We start from the raw sequence: 3,937 nt of genomic DNA, 5'->3' as shown, positions 1-3,937 counted from the left end.
TCAAAGAACGGACTAAACGATACAAAATAAGGGACTTTAAAAATCTCCCACAAGTACTTGACTCAATCTGAAATTTATTTGTAATTGTCAAACCTAGCCTCTAAAGTGTATAATTTAGCATAATTCATTTGTATTGATAATCATTTGCGGTCGGTAATTTAAAATTTAGCAAAAGTGCTGCAAGAAGTATGAATATAATCCAATTATAGGGGGCGATATTTTGGAAAAGATGAATGTTCTTGTGGCGGGTGGAGATGCCAGAACACTGGAAGTAATAGCAAAATTAGCGGAAAAAGGGATCTCTGTATATGCTGCAGGCTTTGAAAAAGTCAATTTTGAGTCAACTGATATTCAACATACGAAAATTACCGATACTGCTGCTTCCCATTATGACGCCATCCTTCTGCCGGTTCGCGGAACAGATGGTTCTGGAAATGTTACCAGAATCTGGAACTTTAGCGTACATATAGTAAATCACTTTTAATTTAAGGACAATTTAATAGCTTGCCCAATTCAAATACTGTTGATAACCTGACTAAGCTTAAGTTGAGATATATTGTCAGAGACATAACTTTTTAGATAACAGAATTCTCTAGCTTGAATTTCACAACTGCCTAAAAAAACAAAATTCGTTCTTCCGTTGCTTCTGCAACGAAAGAACGACCGTCCCGCTGTTTCAGTTTTGTATTTTTACATCTTGCAGTTTAAGATATTGCCCCTCACTAACTGTAAGATAAGTATCTGCCTCTACATTTTCATTGGTTACAATACTTCCCAGCTGGTGAGTGCTGTCACTAGCAACCTCGTAGTATCCCATGCCAATAGAACTGTCTAGTATGATTTGATATTCACCTGCCGGGATGTCATCGCCTACTCTATACATGCCATCTGCATACACCCCATCATCCGGCTTTACAGATGGTGCATCTTCTACTGGATACATCTCTGCACTTTGCAGCTTAAAGTATTCTCCATCCTGTAAAGTAACATATGCATGCGCATCATTGGCCAGGTTATCATTGAAAATAATACTGTCCAATTCACCTGTACTGTCCGATGCACTTTCAATATAACCCATCCCATTCGCAAAAATCAGGTACTCTCCACTTGGAATATCCTCACCGATTTTATAGGTTCCGGCAGTTATCACTGTGTCATCACTCGCCTCTTCAGTACTATCTTCAGCCTCTTCTTCTGCTTCAGCCGATACCTCTGCTTCTTCCTCATCTTCTTCAGCCTTTTCTTCAATCACTTCTTCTTTCGCTTCCTGCTCCTCCTCGATTACCGTAGCCTCCTCGGAATCCGCAAGTCCATCTTCATCCTCTCCACCTGAAGCAGCAACAGCAAGAATAATGACAGCAATACCCCACATCCACCACTTTTTATAAAAAGGCTTTTTTATTTTTTCTGACATAACGTTTCTCTCCTTTGTTTAGTATTTTTTCCTTACTTTAACCATAACAAATAGCCTATACAAAAAAGTGTATAGGCTGACAAAATTACGCATTCTTAATCAAGCAGCGAACAGAAATGGAGAATAAGATACCAATAATAAATCCGAGAAGCACATCCACAAATATCACAGCTAAAAAGGTGATCAAAAAAACAGCCGCATCATTCCGGTTATAACGGCAATCCTCTAAAAACTCCCTGACACTAATTAAACTGGATACAGCAACAATGATAATTGCTGCCAGTGCTGCTTGCGGCAGATAATAAAATAACGGAGTGATAAAATAAATAGATAGCAGCATAAAACCAGATGTAATTAATAGGGCCAGTTTTGTTTTTGCTCCAGATTGATAGGCTACCGCACTTCTGGAAATAGCTCCGGCAACAGGTATGGCCCCAAAAATAGAGCTTGTCATATTAGCTGATCCCAACCCAATCAGTTCTCGATTTGGGCTTAAATTCTTACTTTCCCCTGCTTTTTCGTCCAGCGACCTGGCCACTGCATACGATTCTCCAAAAGAGATCAAACTGATAACCAATCCAAGCGGCATCAGCATTAACAACGTCTTCCACTCAGGATAAAGGAAAGTAAATACAATCTCTCCCCTCGTAATACTTCCCACAACGTTTACCCCGAGTTCATCCCAGCTAAAATAATCAACAAGTAAAATGGAAATTAAAATAATAATAAATGGACCAGGCGATGGTTTAATTAGCTTTTTACAGATCTTTAATAAAAAAATACTTCCCAATCCAATTCCAGCAGTCAATAAATGGATTTCTTTAAAGTGCAATATTATCTCCACAAAATGGCTAAAAAAATTTTGATATACTGATAAGGAAACGCCCAGCAACACATCCAATTGGTTAAAAATAATTATAAGCGCAACTGCAGTAATAAACCCGCGAATCAGGGAAGCAGGAATATAATGAAAAAATGTACCGAACCGCAGTGTGCCAAGTAAAATTTGTATAACACCTACAATGAATGCAAGCAGAATAACAAGCTCAATAAAACTTGCCTCATTATTATCCGCAATACTGGAAATGCCGGAAAAAGACAATAAGGATACGATGGAAACCGGCCCGATTGACAAATATCTGGAGCTGCCAATAAAGGCATAAATAATCGGGGGAATAGCAGCTGCGTATAAACCCATCGTCACGGGGACACCTGCAATTTGAGCATATGCCATGCTCTGCGGCAATAACAAAAATGCTACTATGATCCCTGCTGTAACATCCCCCGTCAACTGCTGCCCGTTGTATGAAAAGGACTTCTTAGATTCGGGCAGCCTTTTAAATACCATAGAAATCCCCCTTATAAAGCACATATTACTTGTACTATATTAGGAAGTCTGAAGAAAGATTCCTATGTTAAAATTTATACTTCCCGGGCCGCTTGAGTATTAAAGCAGAAATAAAACTATCCCGTATCATCAACAACATGATCTGTTTAACACTTCAATTGCTTTATATTACATTTTACCAAATTCTACATATCTTATTGATGCCACACAGCAAGGAACGCTATGGTATTAGCGGAAGATTAGAGCAGTTACTTATCGCCATCTTAACGTAACAAGCAATCGGCAGCATTCAATTTCGTTTTCTTCGGTCTTTTTTTTAAAATCCAAGCGTAAACTTTCCGGGTTATAATTAACATCTAAATCCGAAACGATATTCGCCGTATGAATTAACCGCGTTACTTCTTCCATATCAGACTCTTGGGCTGCCAGCATTAGTTGTTTAGCAAAATCTTTAGAAGTTGCCAATCTATCTAGGATCTCACTCGCATCATTTATAAGATTTTTCATTTCATTAGCTGATTCATAAAACATGTCCGGATCTACTGGCGGAAATTGCCTGACAGAAAAACAATTTGGATAACTATACAGCGGGTAGTAATGAGGATAAAAATAATACATAGAGTTGCCTCCTTAAAAAAAACATCATTTAATAAAACATATGCATGGAAGTATATATAGGAGATGAAAATTTACTGGTTTTTACTACAAGCGGTTCTCTTATTAGATGAATAACTGGATCAGTGGGGTATAATCTTTTATACAAATTAAAAAAACCAGGATACGAAATAAATCGCATCCTGGTTTTATCGCCTGGCGGCGTCCTACTCTTGCAGGGGCAAAGCCCCAACTACCATCGGCGCTGGAGAGCTTAACTTCTGTGTTCGGCATGGGAACAGGTGTGACCTCTCCGCTATTGCTACCAGACATTGTTGCTCCCGGAAACAGGAGACAAGACATATTATATGCATTTTCGTCAAAAAATGCAAGGGTTTTTAAACATTATACCCTAAAAACTAAATAAGAGTATCAAACGACATATTTATTGGTTTAGTTAAGTCCTCGATCTATTAGTATCCGTCAGCTCCACGTGTCACCACGCTTCCACCTCGGACCTATCAACCTCATCGTCTCTGAGGGATCTTACTCATTTAAAATGATGGGAAGTATCATCTTGA

At 38.6% G+C, this 3,937-nt stretch carries 4 protein-coding genes and 2 rRNA genes; 1 reads left to right on the top strand and 5 read right to left on the bottom strand.

Translation table 11 applies throughout. The features are described 5' to 3' along the window. Positions 1-229 precede the first annotated feature (229 nt). Positions 230-484, top strand: coding sequence for a dipicolinate synthase subunit DpsA (locus tag GHD25_RS19655; RefSeq protein ID WP_240452446.1), 255 nt, complete (start codon positions 230-232; stop codon positions 482-484). 192 nt (positions 485-676) lie between these two features. Here GHD25_RS19655 and GHD25_RS19650 read toward each other — a convergent pair whose 3' ends face one another. The 5 genes from GHD25_RS19650 to GHD25_RS19630 form a co-directional block, all read right to left on the bottom strand. Continuing rightward, a complete protein-coding gene (locus GHD25_RS19650; RefSeq protein WP_164220049.1) occupies positions 677-1,414 on the bottom strand; it encodes a hypothetical protein in 738 nt (245 codons plus the stop codon). Positions 1,415-1,499: 85 nt separating this feature from the next. After that, on the bottom strand, positions 1,500-2,762 hold the full coding sequence (locus GHD25_RS19645; protein WP_164220047.1) for a SulP family inorganic anion transporter: 1,263 nt from the start codon (positions 2,760-2,762) through the stop codon (positions 1,500-1,502). Positions 2,763-3,014: 252 nt separating this feature from the next. Next, positions 3,015-3,380, bottom strand: a complete 366-nt coding sequence (locus tag GHD25_RS19640; RefSeq protein WP_164220045.1) for a hypothetical protein — start codon at positions 3,378-3,380, stop codon at positions 3,015-3,017. A 190-nt stretch (positions 3,381-3,570) separates the two neighbouring features. After that, a 5S ribosomal RNA gene (gene rrf / locus GHD25_RS19635) occupies positions 3,571-3,686 on the bottom strand. 123 nt (positions 3,687-3,809) lie between these two features. Continuing rightward, positions 3,810-3,937 (bottom strand): 23S ribosomal RNA (locus GHD25_RS19630); the annotation flags it as partial.

Origin of the sequence: Virgibacillus aidingensis (assembly GCF_010994035.1) — a bacterium.
Taxonomy (GTDB): Bacteria; Bacillota; Bacilli; order Bacillales; family Amphibacillaceae; genus Virgibacillus_N.
Note: the sequence above shows the minus strand (reverse complement) of the source record. Positions and strands in the feature narration are given on the sequence as shown.